Source organism: Arthrobacter sp. Y3224055 (genome assembly GCF_059090825.1).
Genome location: NZ_JBNHGB010000002.1, coordinates 561,737 through 580,985 on the forward strand (window position 1 = coordinate 561,737; position 19,249 = coordinate 580,985).

At 68.3% G+C, this 19,249-nt stretch carries 15 protein-coding genes; 3 read left to right on the plus strand and 12 right to left on the minus strand.

Annotated elements, in window-relative coordinates; genetic code table 11:
• Positions 1–14: 14 nt before the first annotated feature.
• The 11 genes from ftsW to dinB all read right to left on the minus strand — a co-directional run bounded on the left by ftsW (position 15) and on the right by dinB (position 13,449).
• Positions 15–1,331: a putative lipid II flippase FtsW gene (ftsW, locus tag AC5RTY_RS07935; protein WP_494139335.1), complete on the minus strand. Its 1,317-nt coding sequence runs from the start codon at positions 1,329–1,331 to the stop codon at positions 15–17.
• Positions 1,331–2,878: a UDP-N-acetylmuramoyl-L-alanine--D-glutamate ligase gene (gene murD / locus AC5RTY_RS07940; RefSeq protein ID WP_494139336.1), complete on the minus strand. Its 1,548-nt coding sequence runs from the start codon at positions 2,876–2,878 to the stop codon at positions 1,331–1,333. The genes ftsW and murD overlap by 1 nt, the downstream gene beginning before the upstream one ends.
• Complete coding sequence (mraY, locus tag AC5RTY_RS07945) at positions 2,860–3,972, minus strand: phospho-N-acetylmuramoyl-pentapeptide-transferase (protein WP_494023244.1); 1,113 nt, start codon at positions 3,970–3,972, stop codon at positions 2,860–2,862. Before mraY ends, murD begins: the two co-directional genes overlap by 19 nt.
• A complete protein-coding gene (locus AC5RTY_RS07950; RefSeq protein ID WP_494025805.1) occupies positions 3,969–5,492 on the minus strand; it encodes a UDP-N-acetylmuramoyl-tripeptide--D-alanyl-D-alanine ligase in 1,524 nt (507 codons plus the stop codon). Before AC5RTY_RS07950 ends, mraY begins: the two co-directional genes overlap by 4 nt.
• A gap of 6 nt (positions 5,493–5,498) precedes the next feature.
• A complete protein-coding gene (locus AC5RTY_RS07955) occupies positions 5,499–7,157 on the minus strand; it encodes a UDP-N-acetylmuramoyl-L-alanyl-D-glutamate--2,6-diaminopimelate ligase (protein WP_494025804.1) in 1,659 nt (552 codons plus the stop codon).
• Positions 7,154–8,932 carry a peptidoglycan D,D-transpeptidase FtsI family protein gene (locus AC5RTY_RS07960; RefSeq protein WP_494013802.1) on the minus strand — a complete coding sequence of 593 codons (1,779 nt, stop codon included), beginning with the start codon at positions 8,930–8,932 and terminating at the stop codon, positions 7,154–7,156. The genes AC5RTY_RS07955 and AC5RTY_RS07960 overlap by 4 nt, the downstream gene beginning before the upstream one ends.
• A 27-nt stretch (positions 8,933–8,959) precedes the next feature.
• Positions 8,960–9,625, minus strand: a complete 666-nt coding sequence (gene ftsL, locus AC5RTY_RS07965) for a cell division protein FtsL (RefSeq protein WP_494025803.1) — start codon at positions 9,623–9,625, stop codon at positions 8,960–8,962.
• A complete protein-coding gene (rsmH, locus tag AC5RTY_RS07970; RefSeq protein WP_493999459.1) occupies positions 9,622–10,611 on the minus strand; it encodes a 16S rRNA (cytosine(1402)-N(4))-methyltransferase RsmH in 990 nt (329 codons plus the stop codon). The genes ftsL and rsmH overlap by 4 nt, the downstream gene beginning before the upstream one ends.
• A 202-nt stretch (positions 10,612–10,813) precedes the next feature.
• On the minus strand, positions 10,814–11,245 hold the full coding sequence (gene mraZ, locus AC5RTY_RS07975) for a division/cell wall cluster transcriptional repressor MraZ (RefSeq protein WP_493987551.1): 432 nt from the start codon (positions 11,243–11,245) through the stop codon (positions 10,814–10,816).
• A 412-nt stretch (positions 11,246–11,657) separates the two neighbouring features.
• Complete coding sequence (locus AC5RTY_RS07980; protein ID WP_493999458.1) at positions 11,658–12,032, minus strand: SCO2097 family morphological protein; 375 nt, start codon at positions 12,030–12,032, stop codon at positions 11,658–11,660.
• A 172-nt stretch (positions 12,033–12,204) separates the two neighbouring features.
• Complete coding sequence (dinB, locus tag AC5RTY_RS07985; protein ID WP_494013800.1) at positions 12,205–13,449, minus strand: DNA polymerase IV; 1,245 nt, start codon at positions 13,447–13,449, stop codon at positions 12,205–12,207.
• Positions 13,450–13,628: 179 nt separating this feature from the next.
• Between dinB and AC5RTY_RS07990 the strand changes: the two genes are divergently transcribed.
• Positions 13,629–14,729 (plus strand): polyprenyl synthetase family protein, encoded by a 1,101-nt coding sequence (locus AC5RTY_RS07990; RefSeq protein ID WP_493999457.1) that lies wholly within the window; start codon positions 13,629–13,631, stop codon positions 14,727–14,729.
• A 58-nt stretch (positions 14,730–14,787) separates the two neighbouring features.
• Here the strand turns inward: AC5RTY_RS07990 and AC5RTY_RS07995 are convergent, their stop codons facing one another.
• Positions 14,788–15,141: an Rv2175c family DNA-binding protein gene (locus AC5RTY_RS07995; protein WP_494014841.1), complete on the minus strand. Its 354-nt coding sequence runs from the start codon at positions 15,139–15,141 to the stop codon at positions 14,788–14,790.
• 217 nt (positions 15,142–15,358) lie between these two features.
• On the opposite strand from AC5RTY_RS07995, the gene AC5RTY_RS08000 reads away from it, so the two are divergent.
• Positions 15,359–17,131: a LysM peptidoglycan-binding domain-containing protein gene (locus tag AC5RTY_RS08000; RefSeq protein WP_494139337.1), complete on the plus strand. Its 1,773-nt coding sequence runs from the start codon at positions 15,359–15,361 to the stop codon at positions 17,129–17,131.
• 81 nt (positions 17,132–17,212) lie between these two features.
• Complete coding sequence (gene pknB / locus AC5RTY_RS08005) at positions 17,213–19,195, plus strand: Stk1 family PASTA domain-containing Ser/Thr kinase (RefSeq protein ID WP_494013799.1); 1,983 nt, start codon at positions 17,213–17,215, stop codon at positions 19,193–19,195.
• Positions 19,196–19,249 lie beyond the last annotated feature (54 nt).

Consider the following 19,249-nt stretch of genomic DNA (forward strand, 5'->3'; position numbering starts at 1 on the left):
GGTCTGGGTTGGGGTCAGCGGTTCCCGGCCGGCGCTTGCTGCCGCCACCGGCCCAGGAGTCCCCCGGACTTCTTCCGGCCGGGCACATCGGTCCGGGCAAAGGACAAGAGTACACCGACGGCGGCCAGGGTGACCGTCAGCGCGGAGCCGCCGTAGGAGATGAACGGCAGGGGCACTCCGATCACCGGAAGCAGGCCGGTGACCACCGCGATGTTCACGAACGCCTGGCCGATGATCCACACCATGATGGAACCGGCGAGGATGCGCACGAAGAGGGAATCCTGGCGCATCACGGTGCGCACCAGGGCAATGGCCAGGACGCCGAACAGCGCCAGGATGACGGTGGTGCCGAGCAGGCCCAGCTCTTCGCCGATGATGGCGAAAATGTAGTCGTTGTGGGCTTCCGGAATCCAGTTGTATTTTTGCCGGCTCTGTCCCAGTCCCACGCCCCACCAGCCGCCGGAGGCGAGTGCGAAGAGCCCGTTGCATGACTGCATGTTCAGCCCGGTCGTCGCTTCACAGCTCTGGTCCGTCCACATGAGGATGCGGCCCATGCGGTTGGGGCTGACCACCACGAGCAGCAGCACCAGCGCGCCGGCCCCCAGTCCGGCCACGCCGAACAGCTTCAACGGTGCGCCGGCGAAAAACAGTCCGCCGGCGATGATGAGCATCAGGATCATCGCGGTGCCTAGGTCGTTGCCGAGCAGCACCGGGCCGACCACGAGGAGGGCACCGGGCACGACCACCGGGATCAGCAGGTGCTTCCATTGGCCCAGCAGCCGCTCTTTGGCCGCCAGCACCGTTGCCATCCACAGGGACATCCCCAGCTTGGCCACTTCCGACGGCTGCAGGGACACGTTGCCGGGGAAATGGATCCAGTTGCGGTTGCCGCCGACGGATTCGCCCAGCGGGGTAAAGACCAGCAGCAGCAGGAGCACCGACACCGCGAGGCCGGGCCAGGCGAGCTTCCGGTAGGTGGAGACCTTCCACCGCGAGAGGACCAGCATCGCGGTGACTCCCAGGCCGGCGAACACGGCCTGCCGGATGAACAGGCTGAACGGCGAGGTTTCATCGGCGATCGATTCCACGGCGGACGACGACAGCACCATCAGCAGGCCGATGGCCGTCAGGGCCAGCGCGGAGCCCAGGATCAGGTAGTAGCTGGCCCCGCTGGACCGCGTGCCGGTGCCTTGGATGCGGTCCAGCAGGTCGGTGCCGCGCTGCCGGAGCTCGGGCAACCGGCCTTCGGGGGCGGGCTTCGTGCCGGGAGCGGCGTGTCCGCGGGCAGCGGCGGGGGCCGGTGTCCGGCTTCCGCTGCGGGTGGTGGCCATTACTGCTCCTTAGTCGACGGTGCCTGTCCCTCTCCGTACCGGCGGACTGCTTCCATGTACGCATTGCCCCGGTGGGCGTAGGACGTGAACCGGTCCATCGAGGCGGCTGCCGGCGCCATCAGCACGGTGTCCCCGCCGGCGGCGATGCCCGCTGCCGCTTCCACGGCCGCCGCCATCACGGTTTCGCCGTCAGTGTCCTCCGCCTCCGGGGCGCTGTTTCCAGTGTCTCCCGGGTGCGCGTGGAGGACCGGGACATCCGGTGCGTGTCGCTGCAGCGAGGCCAGGAGGGCGGTGTTGTCCCTGCCGATCAGCACCACCGCTTTCAGCCTGCGCGCGTGGTCGGCGATCAGCTCGTCGTAGCTGACGCCCTTGGACAGTCCCCCGGCGATCCACACGACCGAGGAGAAGGACGCCAGCGAGGCCGAAGCCGCATGGGGGTTCGTCGCCTTGGAGTCATTGACCCACAGCACGCCGGCGTGCTCCAGCACCTTTTGGATCCGGTGTGCCCCGGGATCGAACCGCCGCAGTCCTTCGCGGACCGCGGCCGGTTCCACGCCGTACGCCCGGACCAGGGCGGCGGCGGCCAGGGCGTTGGCCACCTGGTGCCGGGGCGCCGGGTCACCCAGGTCGCCGAGGCCGGCCAGCTCGGTTGCGGAGTCCCGGCGTTCTTCGATGTAGGCCCGGTCCACGAGCAGGTTCTCCACGACGCCGACCATGCTGACCGCCGGCATTCCGGTCGTGAAGCCGATCGCCCGGCAGCCCTCGACGACGTCGGCCTCCTCGACCATCTCCTCGGTCTCGCGCTGCTCGGCGTTGTAGACGCACGCGATCCTGGTCCGCTCGTAAATCCTGGCCTTGTCGGCCAGGTATGCCTCATAGGTCCCGTGCCAGTCCACGTGGTCTTCGGCCACGTTGAGTACCACGGAGGCCAGCGGGGACATGGTGTGGGTCCAGTGCAGCTGGAAGCTCGACAGCTCGACGGCGATGACGTCGTAGCCGATGGGATCACGCACCGCGTCCAGGATGGGCGTGCCGACGTTGCCGGCGGCGATGGCGCGCAGCCCGGCCGCCTGCAGCATGGATTCGGCCATCCCCACCGTCGTGGTCTTGCCGTTCGTACCGGTGATGGCCAGCCATTCGGCGGTGCGCCGGCCGGCGCGTTCGCGCACCCGCCACGCCAGTTCAACGTCGCCCCAGATGGGAATCCCCGCGTCCGCCGCGGCGGCCAGCAGCGGTGTCCGCGGCTGCCAGCCCGGCGAGGTGACCACCAGTTCGGCCGGCTCCCCGCCGACGTCGGGCAGTGCACCGGTGTGGTCTTCACCCAGCAGGACCTGCCGGGCCCCGACGATCTTCAACGTGTCGGCCTTGGCCCGGTTTTCCGCCGTGTCGCTGCCGTCCACGACGACGACGGCGGCGCCCAGTTCGATCAGCGTGTCGGCCGCGGAGAATCCCGACAGCCCGATCCCGGCGACCACCACGCGCAGCCCGGACCAGTCCGCGTCCCAGGAGGTGAGTTCGTCCAGCCGGCTCATGAGCCCAGCACCCATTCGGCGTAGAAGATGCCCAGCGCGGCCGCCACGCACAGCCCGGCGATGATCCAGAAGCGCACGACGACGGTGACTTCGGCCCACCCCTTGAGCTCGAAGTGGTGCTGCAGCGGGGCCATCTTGAAGACGCGTTTGCCGCCGCTGAGCTTGAAGTAGACCACTTGGATGATCACGGACAGCGAGATGATCACGAACAGGCCCGCCATGACCACCAGCAGCAGTTGGCTGCGGGACAGGATGGCGAACCCGGCGATGGCGCCGCCGATCGCCAGCGATCCGGTATCGCCCATGAAGATCTTGGCGGGCGCGGTGTTCCACCACAGGAACCCGATCAGCGCGCCGGCCATGGTTCCTGCCAGCAGCGCCAGGTCCAGCGGGTCGCGTACCTCGTAGCAGACCTCCCCGGGGACCTTGACCGAGCCGCAGCTCTGGTTGAACTGCCAGATCCCCATCAGCATGTAGGCGCCGCAGACCATCACCGATGCGCCCGCCGCGAGCCCGTCCAGCCCGTCGGTCAGGTTCACGCCGTTGGTGGCTGCGGTGACAATGACGTTCGACCAGATGATGAACAGGATAGTGCCGAGTACGGTGCCGCCGAAGGCGAGGTCCAGCCACGGGATGTCACGGGCGAAGGAGATGTTCATCGACGCCGGGGTGCGGCCCATATTGTCCGGGAAGTTCAGGGCCAGGACGGCAAAGAGGATGCCGACGATGCCCTGCAGCACGATCTTGGCCCAGGCCCGCAGCCCGAGGCTGCGCTGCTTGGAGATCTTGATGAAGTCGTCCAGGAAACCGACCAGCCCCATGCCGGCCATCAGCAGCATGAGGACGCCGGCGGAGACGGTGGGCCCGGAATGCGCTTCCCCGTTCATCATCCACATCATCAGGTGCGTGGCAAAGTAGGAGAGCATCACCGCGGCCACGATGACCACGCCGCCCATGGTGGGCGTTCCGCGCTTGGTGTGGTGCGCCGTCGGGCCGTCGTCGCGGATGAACTGGCCGTAGCCTCTCCGCACCAAGAGCTTGATGAACAAGGGCGTGCCGAGCAGGGACAGGACCAGCGCCAGGGCAGAGCCGATCAGCAGGGCTATCACTGCGCCTGGCCTTCCTGTTGGGTTTCGGGTCTGCGCGCTGCAGCCGACGCGGGGCCGTCCGTCGACGGATTTCCTAATGCTATCCGGTCGCCCAAGAACCGCAGCCCGGACGAGTTGGAGGACTTGAACAGCACCAGGTCGCCCGGTTCCAGTTTCTCCTCGAGCACCCGGCGGGCCTCCTCGGGCGTGGCGACCCAGAGCGATTCGTCGCCCCAGGAGCCTTCCAGCACGGCGGCGTTGTGCATGGCCTTGGCTCCCTCTCCCACGACGATCAGGTGGGAGATGTTCAGCCGGACCACAATCCGCCCGATCGCGTCGTGGGCCTGCACGGAGTCTTCGCCCAGTTCCAGCATTTCGCCCAGCACCGCCCAGGTGCGGCGGCCGCGGCCGAGTTCGGCCAGCGTGCGCAGCGCTGCCCGCATGGATTCGGGGTTGGCGTTGTAGGCGTCGTTGATCACCGTGACGCCGTCGGCGCGCTCGGTGCGTTCCATCCGCCAGCGGCTGGCGGGGCCGGCCCCGTTCAGGCCGGCGGCGATGGTTTCCGCCGGCACGCCCAGCGCCCAGGCGGCGCCGGCGGCGGCCAGCAGGTTGGTCACGTGGTGGATGCCGATCAGCCCGGAGGTTACCGGGTGCTCGGAGCCGTCCGGGAAGCGGAGCGTGAATTCGGGGTGCCCGTCGTCGTTGACGCGGGCGCCGCGGGCCCGCAGCAACGGCGCGGTACTCCCGTCGGGCAGGGTGAAGTCGTCGTCGGAGCTGAAGTACAGAATGCGGGCCCGGGTACGGGCGGCCATGGCCCGGACGCGGGGATCGTCGGCATTGAGCACGACGGTACCGCCGGCCGGCACGGCCTCGGCCAGCTCGCCCTTCGCGATCGCGATGTTGTCCACGCCGCCGAATTCCCCTGCGTGGGCGGTCCCGACTCCCAGCACCACGCCGACGCCGGGGTTGACCATGTCCGTCAGGTACCGGATGTGGCCAATGCCGGTGGCGCCCATTTCCACGACCAGGTAGCGGGTGTCGAAGTCCGCGGAGAACACCGTCAGCGGGACGCCGACCTCGCCGTTGTAGGAGCCGATCGGGGCCACGGTGGGCGCGGTCCGGCGCAGGATCCCCGCGAGCAGGTCCTTGGTGGTGGTCTTGCCGGCGCTGCCGGTGATGCCCACGACCTCGAGTCCCGCGGCGGCGCGCAGCCGTGCCACGATGGCCGCGGCGACGGCGCCCATGGCCAGCACGGCGTCCGCCACCACGATCTGCGGCAGGAGGCGGCCGGTCGGGTCGGAGACCTCGCGTTCGGTCAGCGCCAGCACGGCACCGGCTTCGAAGGCCGCGGCGACGTAGAAATGACCGTCTGCGGTCTCGCCCGGCTTGGCCACGAACAGGCCGCCGGGCTCAATTTCGCGGGAGTCTGTGGTGGCGGAACTCACGGTGATGCCGCCGGTGTCCCCCGTGGCACCGACGGGTTCCCCAACGATCCGTCCGCCGGTAATCGCCGCTATATCGGCTGCAGTTAGTTCAATCATGACGATCTAGGACTCTACCGCGTTCGGGGAGAGCACTTCGAATCCGTGCCGGTGCAGGGCCGCGCGCAGTTCCTCCCGGTCGTCGAGGGCCAGGTTCTGGCCGTTGACCTCCTGCCAGACCTCATGGCCGCGGCCGGCGACGAGGACCGTGTCACCGGGCGCCGCCAGGGCCACGGCCCGCTCGATGGCCTCCGCACGGGGGAAGACTTCGATAATGTCGGCCGGCAGCTGCTCCCGTTCGACCGCGGCGCGTGCGCCGGACAGCACATCCGCGCGGATGCGGGCGGCGTCCTCGCCGTGCGGGTCGTCGTCGCTGACGATGACGACGTCGGCGAGCCGGGCGGCGATCGCCCCCATCAGCGGGCGCTTGGTTTGATCGCGTTCCCCGGTGGCTCCGAACACCACGATCACGCGTGACCCGGGGTCGGGGCGGCGCACCGAGGCCAGGGTCCGCTCGAGCGCGTCGGGATTGTGAGCGAAGTCAACGATCGCTGCCGGGTTGCCGCTGAGCACCTGCATCCGGCCGGGAACCTCCACGGTCAGCGGATCCGCCGTGTCGAGCGCCTGCTGGAGCCGCACCGGAGGGGTGCCGGAGGCCGCCACCATCACCACGGCCAGCGCGGCGTTGGAGATGTTGAACGAGCCGGGCAACCCGGTGTGCAACCGCAGCACCACGCCGTCGGGCCCGTGCAGTTCAAACCGGTGCCCCAGGCCCTCCCGAACCGGGTTGCGGACGGACCAGTCGGCGTTGCCGCCCTGGGTGGCCAGGGTGGCCACCGGGACTCCGGCGGCCCGGGCCTGGCCGGCGAGCCGGCGGCCCCAGTCGTCGTCGACGCAGACGACCGCGTGGCCGGACCGCTCCGGGCTGAACAGGCGGGCCTTGGTCTCGAAGTACTCGTCCATGCTCCCGTGCAGGTCCAGGTGGTCCTGGGTGAGATTGGTGAAGCCGGCCACGTCGAACCGGACGGCATCGACCCGCCGGAAGGAAATGGCATGCGAGGAGACCTCCATGGCCGCCGCGTCCAGCCCGCGTTCGCGCATCAGGGCCAGCAACCCGTGCACCTCGGGCGATTCCGGCGTGGTCAGGGCGCTGGGAATCGGTTCGGAACCGGCCGTGATCTCGATGGTTCCGATCAGTCCGGTGCTGAGGCCCAGCGCCTCCAGCAGGGACTTGATGAAGTAGGTGGTGGTGGTCTTGCCGTTGGTTCCGGTGACGCCAAACAGCGCCGGCGCCTGTCCGCCCGCCGGCTGGCTGCGGTAGACGGCGGCCGCCAGCGGCCCCACGAGTGCACGCAGGTCCCGCGACCGCAGCACGGGCAGGCCCGGAGCCAGGCCGGCTGCCCGCCGGGCGCCGTCGTCATCGGTCAGGATGGCCGCCGCTCCGGCCGCTTCGGCCTGGGCGGCGAAGTCGGCGCCGTGCCGGCGGGCTCCGGGCAGGCCGACATACAGGTCCCCCGGCTCGACGGAACGCGAATCTATGGTGATGCCGGTAAAGGTCAGGTCCTCCGACCCCGGGCCGCCCTCGGGTACGGGAAGCCCGCGGTGCTGCAGCATGCCGCTCAGCGCCGCCAGCCGGACCGGCCTGACCGTTGGGGGCCGCAAGGGCGAGGCGGACCGGTGGGGCTGCTCGGCAGTGGAACTCACATATTCTCCAGGTTGGCTCATTCCAGCGGCAGGTCGACCCGTTTGCTGGTGGACGGCGGCACGTCGTAGGCGTTGAGGACCTGCGTCATGACCTTCTTGAACGTCGGTCCGGCCGACAGCGTCAGCACCCCGCCCTGCGGCCGCTGGATGGTCGCCACGACGACGAACTGCGGATCCTCCATCGGGGCGATGCCGGCCATCGAAATGGTGTAGCCGCTGAATCCCCCGTCGGCGGCCGGTGCTTCGGCTGTACCCGTCTTGACCCCGATCCGATACTCCTTAATGTTACCGGGCTTGCCGCTGTGGTACTTCGAGTTGGTTTCCAGCATGTCCTGCACCAGGTTGGCGGTCTTCTTGGAAACCGCCCGGCTGCCCTTCTCGACCGGCACCTCGTGCTCGGTGCCGTTCGGATCGATATAGGCGTCGATCAGCCGCGGCTGCATCAGCACGCCGTTGTTGGCGATGGTCCCGAAGGCCACGGCGGTGTGGAGGGCCGTCTGAGCGAGGCCCTGGCCGAAGAGGACGGTGAACTCCTGCCGCCCGTCCCACGTCTCCGGCTCGGCCAGCAGGCCGGCGGTGGCGCCGTTGATGCCGATGTCGAAGCGCTGGCCGATGCCGAACTTCCGCAGGTAGTCGTAGCGCTGCTGCCGCGTCAACTGCTGGCCGATCATGGTGGTGCCGGTATTGAGCGACTGCGCGAAGATGCCGGCCGTGGTGCGCGTCAGGGTGCCGTGCGGTGTCGCGTCCTGGAAGGTCTGGCCGTTGACCGTGTACTTGGGCGGGATGGTGTATCGCGACGCCGGGGTCGTGATGCCCTCTTCGATCGCGGCCGCCATGGTGATCATCTTGGTAGTGGACCCCGGCTCGAAGGCACGTGTCACAGCCATCGACTGCCGTTCGCTGTCCGGAGTGGCGCCCGGGTCATTGGGGTCCACCGTCGTGGAGTCCGCCAGCGCGATCAGGTCGCCGGTCTTGGCATTGAGGACGACGACGGTACCGTAGTCGGCGCCGTAATCCCGCACGGTCTCGGCGATGACTTCCTGGGCGTACCACTGGATGTCGGTATTGAGGGTCAGTCGCACGCTTTGGCCATCCACGGCCGGGACTTCTTCATAGGTGCCGACCGGTATGCGGATGCCGTCGGCGCCGATTTCGTAGGTCTTCGTGCCCGGCGTCCCGGAGAGGACGTCGTTCTGCGAGGCCTCGATGCCTTCGAGCGGCACGCCATCCGACCGCATGAATCCGACCACCGAGCCGGCCACCGCCCCTGCCGGGTAGTTGCGGATGGTGGTCGCGCGCGCGGACAGCCCGGGAAAGGCCAGCTCCTCGATCTTCTGCTGGACTTCCGGGGTGACCGACTTGGCCACGTAATTAAAGGGTTTGTCGCCGGTGACCGCTTTGGTGACGGTCTCCACGTCCTGGCCCAGGATGCCGGCCAGCTCGGCGATGGCGTCGGCGATCTTGACGTCCTCGGACTTTTGGCTGATCGGATCGAACCGGGTGTAGTCCTCGACCAGCCGCTGGTCCACCACCACGTCGAACCGCTGCACGCTGCGGGCGAGCACGTTGTTGTTGGCGTCCAGGATCTCGCCGCGGAGCGCGGGCAGGTCGACGGTGCGCAGGCGCTTGTCCACCGCCGCCTGGGCCATGCCAGCGGTGTCCAGCCCCTGCAGCTGGAACAGACGGGCCCCGAGAATGACCAGCAGGATCAGCACCATCGCCAGCCCGGCCCGGAGCCTCCTGGTAGCCCTCGCCGTGCGGTTGGGGTGCTGCCGGTCGGCTGTTGGTGCTGCCACAGGTACCTCGTTTGCGTTGCCGGGCGATTACTGGCCTGTCTGTTGCTTCGGCGCCGGGATGCTGCCGCCGTTCAGCTGCTTTTCGGCGGGTTTCGGTGCCGCGCCTTCTTCTGCACCGGCTTCAGCAGCGGCAGCAGGTTTCGCCGGTTCCTTCGCCGCCGCGGGGGTGCCGTCCTTCTTCCCGGCTTCATCCTTCGCGGCCGGCTTTTGGACCGGATTTTCCGGCTGGGCCACCAACAGCTCCGGGGCTGCGCCTGGTTCCGCCGCCTTCGGCTTCCCGGTGACCTTCTGGCTCTCCAGATTGATGGAGCCGACCGACGGAGACGTTACCATCCCCAATTCTGCCGCCTTCGCGGCAAGATTCTGGGGAGCCTGGTGGTTTTCGAGTTGCTGTGTCAGTTTTTCGTTCGCCTGGGCCAGGGAGACCTGCTCGTTGCGCAGCTCCACCAGTTTGTACTGCCCGCTGGAGACCGAGATGTTCAGCATCAGGACGCTGCCGAGCGCGAGCACCAGAACCGTGAAACAGAACAGGGCGAACGGCACGCGCTTGCGCGTCGGGCTGTTGGGTACGACGGAGAGCGGGGTGCGGCGGGGGGCCTGCCGGGGCGCCGCTGCGGGACCTCGGGCCGGCACGGCACTGCCGTGCACGTACTGATGCTGGTCGGGACGGGCCGCGTGGGCACTGGCACTCATTTTGCGCTCCTGTTCCGGATCCGTTCTACCGCCCGCAGCTTGGCCGAAGCCGCCCGCGGGTTTTCTGCAATCTCTGCCGCCGTCGGCACTTCGGTGCCCTTGGTCAGGGTCTTCAGCTGCGGCTTGTGTTCTTCCAGCTCGACGGGGAACCCGCGGGGTGCGGATGACTTCGAGAGCTGTCCGAAAACGGCCTTGGTGATCTTGTCCTCCAGCGAGTGGTAGGACATCACGACGATCCGGCCGCCCAGCGCCAGCACGTCGATGGCGGCCGGCAAGGCCCGCTCGAGCACGTCCAGCTCCTCGTTGACCTCGATCCGCAGTGCCTGGAAGGTGCGTTTCGCCGGATGGCCGCCGGTCCGCGCCGCAGCAGCCGGCACGACCTTGCGGATCGCGTCCACGAGTTGGCCCGTGGTGGTCAGCGGGGCCTCGTCGCGGGCTGCCACAATGCTGGAGGCGATGCGTCCGGCGAACTTCTCTTCGCCCCAGCGCCGGATGATGCGCACCAGGTCCGCCTCGGCATACGTGTTGACAATGTCCGCGGCAGTCATGCCCCGGCTGGTGTCCATCCGCATGTCCAGGGGCGCGTCGTAGGAATAGGCGAAGCCGCGGTCCCGCTCGTCCAGCTGGAGCGAGGAGACGCCCAGGTCGAACAGCGCGCCGTCGATCTGGCCGACGCCGAGGTCGTCAACCGCGTCGGCGATCTCGTCGTACACCGCGTGAACCAGATCGGTGCGCTCCGCGAAGCGGCGCAGCCGCTCTCCGGCCAACGCCAGCGCCTGTTCGTCCCGGTCGATCCCGATCAGATGCAGCTGCGGAAAACGCTGCAGCAAGGCCTCCGAATGCCCGCCCATGCCGAGCGTCGCATCGACGACGACGGCGCGGCCGCGTTCGGCCACCGCACGTTCGACGGCCGGGGCGAGCAGGTTGATGCAGCGGTCGCGGAGCACCGGAATGTGGCGCTCCCCTGCCGGCCGCTCGCTGTTCATCCTGAAGCCTTCTTTCCTGCTGGTGCCCGGGACCGGTTGGTCGCTGGAGTCTTTAAGTCCGAAAGTCCTTGAACCAGATCCCCATCCGCGCCTGGCCTGTCCCGCCTGGCTCCGGGGAAGGTGAGCCAGGTTGGACCTGCCGGGCGGCTGGAGATCTCATCCAAGAACGTCCGTGCCGCGTGTGCTGTTTGTCGTGCCGGGGTCAAAAGACTCCGGGCAATACGTCTTCGTCTGTTTCGGAGAAGGCGGTTTCCTGCTCCTGGAGGTAGTCGTCCCAGGCCCGGGCATCCCAGATCTCAGCGCGGGTTCCCGCACCGATGACCGCCAGCTCCCGGTCCAGCCCTGCATAGGTCCGCAGTGCCGGCGGGATGGTGACCCGGCCCTGCTTATCCGGAACTTCGTCAGAGGCTCCTGACAGAAAGACGCGAATGTAGTCACGGGCGTGGCGGGAAGATATCGGAGCCTTCCGCATCTCCTCGTGGACCCGCTCGAATTCCTTCTGGCTGAAGACGTAGATGCAACGCTCCTGGCCTCTCGTCAGGACGAGTCCATCGGCAAGCTCCTCGCGGAACTTTGCGGGAAGTATCAGGCGCCCCTTCTCGTCGAGCCGCGGCGAGTGTGTCCCGAGGAACATCGCCACCGCCCTGCCGATTGGAGGAGACCGTCGCCCCCTGCGTCACCACTACCCTCTTATGTCCTCCACTTTACTCCACATCACGCCACAGTCAACTACTTCCGGCCCCTTTTGTAGCTGGAAATGTTCGGTGCCCTCCGCGTGGGGGCGCGGAAGCAGGCGGGTGGAGCAGAGTGGAGGGAAAGTGGAGGGTCTGGGAACCCCGGCAGTAGAAGTTTCCTGTTGGATCGCGTCCAGGCCGGCCGATGCGGCCGTTGCGCCGGGAAACGGGCCGGATCCGGCCCACACGGGGCCTTTAAACACGAAAAGACCCGACGTTTGACGGGTCTTGCCTTCGTGCCTTCGGCCGCTAGCCGCCGGGTGGGGCGAAGTGGAGGAGCCTCAACGGTTGCTCCGGCGGCCGGGTCTTATGTCAGCGGTCTTCGCCGTGATGCCGCTCGTCCCACCGCTCCTCGAGGCTGGCCATGAAGCCGCCCTTCGATGAGGAAGTCTGCCTGGTGCCGGTCGCCCGCGGCGACCCTGCCCCGGCGCGACGCGTGGTGGCCCAGTAGACGCCGGCACCCATGATGACGAATCCCAGGACTCCGACGGCGATGATCTGGCTGAGGATGCCGGTGAGCAGGACCAGGATTCCGGCAATCGCGACGAGTGAGCCCACGACGATGTGGCGCGTCGACAACGATCGGCCGCTGGCCGATTCCATGTGGCTGGCAAACTTCGGGTCATCAGCATGCAACTGCTGCTCCAGTTGTTCCAGCAGCCGCTGTTCATGCTCTGAGAGTGGCATCTGAGCCTCCTTTGTTCCAGTCCCCCAAGGGTGCATAGCGTACAACGAACTCCGCGGGACAAGAGTTCCTGAAACCAACCGGAACCGAATTGACCTCTGCTACTAAGAATAGAGCGCAAAGCCTGCAATCAAAAGCCACGATGACCCACCTGTGATCCCACCCGCCCCGATTTCACGCACCCTGGCCCCGGCCCGGCCGGCGGCGGGATTCCGGGCCCTGCTCCGCCGGCTTGCGGGGCCCGGACTTCAGCAGCGAGGCAGGCACAATCCCCGCGCCGCCGAACTTCCGGTTCACCTCGTCCAGGGCCTGTTCGGCGCTGTGCCACGTGTCTTCGTGGCCGTCGAAGCTCAACTGCTGGCCGCCCCGGCCGGCGTCCTCCAACTGCTCCGCCCGCAACCCGATGAGCCGGACCGCCTGCGGCCGCTCGCCGAGGGCCGACAAAAGCGCCGCAGCGGCGGCCTGCAACTGCTGGGCGCTGTTCGAGGGCGCTGGCAGCTTCCGTGACCGGTTCAAGGTGGTGAAGTCGGAATACCTGAGTTTCAACGCTATGGTTCCGGCGCGCATGTTCCCGGCGCGGAGCCTGGCGGCCGTCCGGTAGGCCAGCCGCAGGAGCTCGCGCTCGAGCACCTCGTCGTCGTCGACGTCCTTTTCGAAGGTTTCTTCGGCACCTATGCTTTTCTCCACCCGTTCAGGGGTGACCGCCCGGTCGTCCATTCCCCAGGCCAGCCGATGGACGTGGTCGCCGGTGGCTCCCAGGACGCGGTGCAGCGCCGCGGGCGGCGTGTGTGCCACATCGGCAACGGTACGGATGCCAAGGCGGGCCAGGACCTCCCGCGTCTTGGCGCCGACTCCCCACAGGGCGCCCACCGGCAGGGAATGCAGGAAGTCGACCGTCTCGGCCTCGGGTATGAGCAGCAGGCCGTCCGGCTTGGCGTGCGTAGAGGCTATCTTGGCCACGAACTTGGTCGTGGCGATGCCCACCGTCGCGGTCAGTCCCAGCTCGGCCGAGATCCTACGGCGGATCAGCGCGCCGATCTCCAGCGGTTCGCCCAGCCGCCGGCGGGCACCGGCCACATCGAGGAAGGCTTCGTCGACGCTGAGCGGTTCCACGTACGGCGTGATTTCCCGGAAGATCGCCATGATCCGGGTCGAGGCCTGCTGGTACTTGCCGTGGCTGGGTTCAATGATGAGCGCCTGCGGGCAGAGCATGCGGGCCCGTGCCATCGGCATCGCCGAGCGGACACCGTATTTGCGGGCCTCGTACGACGCCGAGAGCACCACCGCCCGGCCCGAGGCGGATCCCACGATGACCGGCTTCCCGACCAGCTCCGGCCGCTCCAGCAACTCCACACCCACGAAAAAGGCGTCCATGTCCACGTGGAGAATGGTGCAGTTGTGCTGGTCCGGGGAGGTCACAGCACTATCGTAGGCTGGCTGCCGCCTGCGGTGCGGCCGAAGCTGCGGGCGGGCGGCCCGGCGGCCCGGCGGGATTGTCTAGACTGGCTGCAGACATCAGTACCACCGCGAGGAGCTCCGCCGCATGCTGTACCGCCCTGACGAATCCCTCCCCGCACGGGCAGACCGGAGGTAACGGCATGGAACCCTCTGCGACCACAACGAGCGCGGCGGAACAGGAAGACTTCCGGCAGGCCGTGGCCGGATTGCTCCGGGAGTTCCTGGCCGGACAGAAGGACCTGCTGCAGGATGCGGCCCCGGACGCGGCACCGCTGGTGGAGGCCATCACCGACCTCACCGCGGGCGGCAAGCGCCTCCGGGCGTTGTTGGCCTACTGGGGCTGGCGCGGGGCAGGGGGGTCCGTGCTCGCCGGCCAGGCCGTTCAGGCGGGAGTCGCGCTGGAGCTCTTCCAGGCCGCGGCACTGATCCACGACGACATCATCGACCGCTCGGACACCCGGCGGGGCAGCCCGAGCGTGCACCGGCGATTTGAGCAGCAGCACCGGCTCAACGGCTGGGCGCTGGACGCCGAGCGCTACGGGCAGGCCGCCGCCCTGCTGGCCGGCGACCTCTGCCTGTCCCTCAGCGAAGAAGTCTTTGCCGGCATCGGGGCGGAGTCCGCGTCAGGAACGCCGGCCCGCGCAATTTTCAACCGCATGCGCGCGGAGGTCATGGCCGGGCAGTATCTGGACCTGCTGGAGGAAGCTGCCGGACCGGGGCGCCCGGCCGAAGCCGCCGTGGACCGCGCGCTGCAGATCCTCCGCTACAAGTCGGCCAAGTACTCCACCGTGCATCCCCTGAGCGTGGGCGGTGCGCTGGCCGGCGCTTCTACCGGCCTGCTGGAGGCCTACGAGGCATTCTCGCTGCCCTTGGGCGAGGCCTTCCAAATCCGCGACGACGTGCTGGGCGTGTTCGGCGATCCGGCCACCACCGGCAAGCCGGCCGGGGACGACCTGCGGGAAGGCAAACGCACGGTCCTGATTGCGCACACGCTCAACCACTGCACGCCGGCCGAACGCGCCCTGCTGGAGACCCGGCTGGGTTCACCGGAACTCTCGGACGCGGCGGTGGAAGAACTGCGGGACCTGATCACCGGAAGCGGCGCCCTGGCTGCCGCCGAGCAAATGATTGCCGACCGGACCGCCGCGGTCGAGGCGGCCCTGGCGGCCCTGCCGGTGGCCGACGGTGTGCGGCAGGCCCTGGGCATGCTGGCCGACGCAGCGGTGCGCCGCAGCGCCTGAGCCGGCAGCCCGGGGCCCGACCCCCGCGGGTTGGGCAATTGCGCCGGCTACCGGGTCCCTACCAGCCGAGCGCCTGGGCGCGGCGGCGGATCTCGGTTTTGCGGCCCTCGCGCAGCGCGTCGATGGGCCGGCCGGGCAGCGAGTCATCGGCGGTGAAGAGCCAGACCAGGGCTTCCTCATCGCTGTAGCCGGCGTCGGACAGCACCGCCAGGGTCCCCTTGAGGCTTTCGAGCACGGTCCCGCCGACCAGGAACGCCGCCGGCACCGAGCGGATCCTGCGCTCCCCCACGCGCGCCTCCACCAAGGCGCGTTCTTCGAGCAGGGCGTGCACCTTTTTAATGGAGACGTCCAGTTGTTCGGCGACGTCGGGAAGGGGCAGCCAGTCGGTAATCAGTTCTTCAAGTTCACTCACCGTATAAGGGTGCCACGGCGGCCCCCGCGGAGCCATTTCCTTTTCGACACGCCGCCTTCATTCTTCATTCTCCGCCGGTGGCTTTTGTGTTATGCGTCGATAGTGTAAATTCACTTGAGTAACAGCTTTCACATCGATAACAAACGGCACACCAGTACCACTGTGCGGCCCGTTGGGGGACGCTCGCCAGGCCGCAGAACAAGGATGAGGGACACCAATGACCGATCAGCGCCCGATCACGCGCAACGACCGCAGCCAGCCCCGCCGGGTACTACTGTCCGCGGCAGCAACCGCGGCGATTCCCGCCGTCGTGCTGTCCTCCGCTGCCTTGGCCATGCCGGCCCAGGCAGCCGAGCTGCCGCCGCGCTCTGCGCTGCAGCCCAAGGCGGCGATTCCGGGCGTTACGGTTCCGGCGACCGCTTTCATTCCCGCTTCCCAGGTTGCCGCCCGATTGCCCGCTTCCCTGCGGGCGCAGAACACTCCCGCCGTCCATACGGTGAGGGCCGGCGAGACGATCAGCGGCATCGCGGCCCGGTACGGCCTCTCCACGCAGAAGGTACTGTCGCTGAACGGCCTCAGTGCCAGCACCATCATTCACCCGGGGCAGAAGATCAAGCTGGGCGGCTCGGCCGCCAAGTCCTCCGGCAACGCCGCGAAGCAGTCCTCGTCGGGTTCCGGCAGCTACACCGTCAGGTCCGGCGATACCCTCTCCGGCATCGCCGCCAAGCACGGCATGAGCCTGGGCGCCGTGCTCTCGGCCAACAACCTCAAGATCAGCTCGATCATCTACCCGGGCCAGAAGATCTCGGTCAACGGCGGCGCCGCCCAGGTCTCGGCCGCCTCGGCCGTTGTCCGGGCGAAACCTTCCGCCAAAACCGTCGCCGGTAACGGCAGCTACACGGTCAAGTCGGGCGACACCCTCTCCGGCATCGCCGCCAAGCACGGCATGGGCCTGGGCGCCCTCCTCTCCGCCAACAACCTCAAGATCAGCTCGATCATCTACCCGGGCCAGAAGATCTCGGTCAACGGCGCGACCAAGACCTCCAGCGCCTCGCCCGCTCCGGCCGCGCAGGCGAAACCTTCCACCACGTCGGTCGCGCCCTCCGGCACCGGAAGCTACACGGTCAGGCCGGGCGATACCCTCTCCGGCATCGCCGCCCGCCACGGCATGAGCCTGGGCGCCGTCCTCTCCGCCAACAACCTCAAGGTCACCTCGGTCATTTACCCGGGCCAAAAAATTAAGGTGAGCGGTTCGTCGGTTACCAGCGCGTCGGCGTCGTCCAAGGCCCCGGCCAACAACGGCGCAGCCACCGGCGCGGGCAGCTATACGGTCAAGTCCGGCGATACGCTTTCCGGCATTGCCGCCAAGCTGAACGTGACCCTGTCCAGCCTGCTGCAGTCCAGCGGCCTGAAGTCGACGTCGATCATCCACCCGGGCCAGAAGATCAGCGTCCCCGGCGGTGCGCAAACCACGACGTCGACTGTGGGGACCGCGTCGGCCCAGCCGCTGGTTCCCAGTACCTTCCTGCACTACACCTACCCGGCCGCCGTGGTGGGCAAGGCGAACGAGAACAAGCGCCTGCTGCTCTCCACCCCGCAGCCCACCCAGGCGCAGATGAAAGACATCATCGCCGAGACGGCCGTCAAGATGGGGGTGGACCCGCGGCTCGCCCTGGCGCACGCCTACCAGGAATCCGGCTTCCAGCAGGACGCCGTGTCGCCGGCCAACGCGATCGGCGCCATGCAGGTCATTCCGTCCTCGGGCGAGTGGGCCTCGACCCTGGTGGGCCGCAAGCTCAACCTGCTGGACCCCTACGACAACGCAACCGCCGGCGTAGCGATCATCCGGTCCCTGGTGAGCACCAGCCCGTCCCTGGACATCGCCATTGCGTCCTACTACCAGGGCCAGTACGGCGTGATGACGTACGGCATGTACAACGACACGAAGGCCTACGTGGCAGCGGTTAAATCGCACATGAAGAAGTTCTAGCGGCCACCGCCCCCGTGGCAAAAGGAGCCGAACCCCGGTGTGGATTCGGGTCCTTTCGCTCATCGGACTTAGGATCGTAGAGTGCAACCGGCAACTGATTCACTGGTCGGCGCCCTGATCGACGGGCGCTACCGGGTTGCCTCGCGCCTGGCGCGCGGCGGAATGTCCACCGTTTACCTGGCATCCGACACCCGGCTGGACCGCAATGTGGCGCTCAAGGTCCTCTATCCCTACCTGGCGGAAGACGCCGGCTTCCTGGAACGGTTTGAACGCGAGGCCAAGTCCGCGGCCCGGCTCTCACACCCCCATGTGGTGGGCGTCTACGACCAGGGCATCGACGGCAACGTCGCCTACCTCGCGATGGAATACGTGCCCGGACACACGCTGCGGGACCTGCTCGACGAGTCCGCTCCGCTGACGCCGCGGCATGCGCTGGCTGTCCTTGATCCTGTGATCGAGGGGCTGGCCGCCGCGCACGCCGCCGGTCTGGTGCACCGCGACATCAAGCCGGAGAACGTGCTGATGTCCGACGACGGCCGGGTCAAGCTCGGAGACTTCGGCCTGGCGCGCGCCGTGACCACCAGCACCAATACCGGGTCCCTGATCGGGACGGTGGCGTACCTGCCGCCCGAATTGGTCACCGGAACCGCGTCCGATGAACGCAGCGATGTCTACTCGGTCGGCATCATGCTGTTCGAGATGCTGACCGGGCGTCAGCCGTTCACCGGCGACGTGCCGATCCAGGTGGCATTCCAGCACGTCAATTCCACCGTCCCTGCGCCGTCAACCCTGGTTCCCGGGCTGGCTCCCGATCTCGACGAACTGGTGCTCTGGTGCACCGGGTCCGATCCGGACCAGCGGCCGGTGGACGCCGCCGCGCTGCTGGGTGAACTGCGGCACGTGCACAAATCCCTCAGCGACGCCCAGCTGGATGCCCGGCCACCCCGGGCCGAGCCGGCGGGAACATCATCCACCCAGGTCATCCCGTCCGATCCGCACCGCACCACCGTCATCTCCCGCTCCGCAAACCACACGCAGGTTTTCAGCGCCGGCGAGGCCGCTGCGGCGGCACCGGCCGGCCAGCAGCGCCCGCTCTCCGCCCGCGAATCCAAGAAGCGCCAGCGGGAACTCGCCCGCCAATCGCGGCGTCCCGAACAGAACCTGCGCCGCGGAAATCCCCGGCGCCGGGGCATCATCTGGATTGTCGTGCTGGCCATCCTGGCCGCCTTGGTCGCAGCCGCAGGGTGGTTCTTCGGCATGGGGCCCGGCGCCATTGTTTCCGTGCCCGACGTTGCCGGCAAGCCGGTGGCCGAAGCCGAGGGCATGCTCCGGGAACAGGGGTTGGAGTACACGCTCGAGGAAGTCTTCGACGAGAAGTTGGCCGCGGGGGTAGCCGTCGGCACGGAACCCGATGCGCCCGTCGAAGTCCGCCGCTTCGAGCAGGTGGCCCTCGTGGTCTCGAAGGGCCCGGAGCTCTTCGGCGTGCCCGCGTTGGCGGGCATGAGCGTGGAGGAGGCCACCGCCGCGCTGGAGGAGGCTGGGCTGGCCGCCGGTGATGTCAAGGAGAAGTACGACGAAGAAGCAGCGGCGGGTACCGTCCTCGGCCACAAACCCGGCGAGGGCGAACAGCTGCGGCGGGGCACCGCCGTCGGGCTCACGGTCTCCAAGGGGCCGAAGCCGTTCAGCGTGCCGCAGGTGGTGGGCCAGCCGCAGTCCGACGCCGCCGCAGCCTTGGAAGGCGCCGGCCTGAAGGTGGCGGTGGCCCCGGAGGCCGTGTTCGACCGCAACGTCCCGGCCGGCTCGGTCGCGGCGCAGACGCCGGCCGAAGGACAGGTCATCCGCGGTGACACCGTGACGCTGACGCTTTCCAAGGGCCCGCGGATGGTCGAGGTTCCGGACACCGTGGGCCGGCAGGTCGACGAGGCGAAGCGCGCGCTGGAGGACCTGGGCTTCGAGGTGAAGGTCAAGGAGTTCCTCGGCGGCTTCTTCGGCACCGTGCGGACGCAGGACCCGGACAGCGGGTCGCTGCCGGAGGGATCGGTCATCACCCTGACCGTGGTGTGACGCTGTCCCTGGCGCGAGCAAGAGCCTGAGCCAGCAAGCCGGCGGCTCGCCCCG

Coding starts and splice junctions, on each gene's coding strand:
- ftsL (WP_494025803.1), bottom strand. CDS start 9,625: ATGAGTGCCAGTGCCCACGCGGCCCGTCCCGACCAGCATCAGTACGTG.
- murD (WP_494139336.1), bottom strand. CDS start 2,878: ATGGGTGCTGGGCTCATGAGCCGGCTGGACGAACTCACCTCCTGGGAC.
- AC5RTY_RS07990 (WP_493999457.1), top strand. CDS start 13,629: ATGGAACCCTCTGCGACCACAACGAGCGCGGCGGAACAGGAAGACTTC.
- AC5RTY_RS07955 (WP_494025804.1), bottom strand. CDS start 7,157: ATGAGCCAACCTGGAGAATATGTGAGTTCCACTGCCGAGCAGCCCCAC.
- AC5RTY_RS07950 (WP_494025805.1), bottom strand. CDS start 5,492: ATGATTGAACTAACTGCAGCCGATATAGCGGCGATTACCGGCGGACGG.
- AC5RTY_RS07980 (WP_493999458.1), bottom strand. CDS start 12,032: ATGCCACTCTCAGAGCATGAACAGCGGCTGCTGGAACAACTGGAGCAG.
- rsmH (WP_493999459.1), bottom strand. CDS start 10,611: ATGAACAGCGAGCGGCCGGCAGGGGAGCGCCACATTCCGGTGCTCCGC.
- AC5RTY_RS08000 (WP_494139337.1), top strand. CDS start 15,359: ATGACCGATCAGCGCCCGATCACGCGCAACGACCGCAGCCAGCCCCGC.
- ftsW (WP_494139335.1), bottom strand. CDS start 1,331: ATGGCCACCACCCGCAGCGGAAGCCGGACACCGGCCCCCGCCGCTGCC.
- mraZ (WP_493987551.1), bottom strand. CDS start 11,245: ATGTTCCTCGGGACACACTCGCCGCGGCTCGACGAGAAGGGGCGCCTG.